The 1028-nt window shown below is 72.1% G+C and carries 1 protein-coding gene; it reads right to left on the bottom strand.

All coding sequences use genetic code 11. The features are described 5' to 3' along the window. The coding region (locus tag AB0G02_RS42125) for an NtaA/DmoA family FMN-dependent monooxygenase (RefSeq protein WP_360806765.1) at positions 1-905 on the bottom strand (905 nt) is incomplete at its 3' end. Positions 906-1028: the final 123 nt, after the last annotated feature.

Raw genomic sequence — 1028 nt, forward strand, 5'->3', positions numbered from 1 at the left:
GTCAGCTGCCGCACCGCGCGCGCCGGGACGATCAGCTCGTCCAGCTCGTCGGCCAGCCGCCGGGCCTCCGCCTCCGTGCCGCCGAGCACGGGGACGATGCCGGGCAGCACCTTCACGTCGTCCGCGGACCGCCCTTCGGCCGTGACGCGGCGCTTGAGGTCGGCGTAGAACGCGGCGGCGTCGCCGTGGGTCTGGTGCGCGGTGAACACGGCCTCGGCCCACGCCGCCGCGAACGCCCTGCCGTCCTCGCTGGAACCGGCCTGCACGAGCAACGGGTGCCCCTGCGGGCTGCGCACCGCGTTCAACGGGCCGCGCACCGAGAAGAACCGGCCCTTGTGGTTGATCTCGTGCACCTTGTCGTCGTCCGCGAACACGCCGGACTCCCGGTCCACGACCAGCGCGTCGTCCTCCCACGAGTCCCACAGCGCGGTCACCACGTCGAGGAACTCGGCGGCCCGCCGGTAGCGCTCGGCGTGGTCGAGGTTGGTGTCGCGGTTGAAGTTCTGCGCCGACCGGTCCCCGGCGGTGGTGACGATGTTCCAGCCCGCGCGGCCACCGCTGATGTGGTCGAGCGAGGAGAACAGGCGGGCCAGGTTGTAGGGCTCGCTGAACCCCGTGGACGCGGTCGCGATGAGCCCGATGTGCTCGGTGGCCTGGGCCAGCGAGGTCAGCAGGGTGATCGGCTCGAACCGGTTGGCGGCGCTGTGCCGCACGTCGCCCCAGACCTGCACGCCGTCGGCCAGGAACACCGAGTCGAACGTGCCGCGCTCGGCGATCCGCGCCAGGTTCTGGAAGTGCGCCACGTCGTCGAGCGCGCTCGGGTCGGTGCGCGGGTGTCGCCAGGCCGCCTCGTGGTGGCCGACGCCCATGAGGAAGGCGTTGAGGTGAAGCTCGCGTGCGGACAACTTCAGGCTCCCAATCGGATCGGGTTGCGGAGGTCGAGGGGGTTGGCGTAGAGGGCGTCCAGCTGCACGGCTCCGGCCGCGACGCCGAGCACGTCGTCACCGAAGCTGCTCGGCACGACGGCC

Source organism: Actinosynnema sp. NPDC023658 (assembly GCF_040639995.1).
Taxonomy (GTDB): domain Bacteria; phylum Actinomycetota; class Actinomycetes; order Mycobacteriales; family Pseudonocardiaceae; genus Actinosynnema.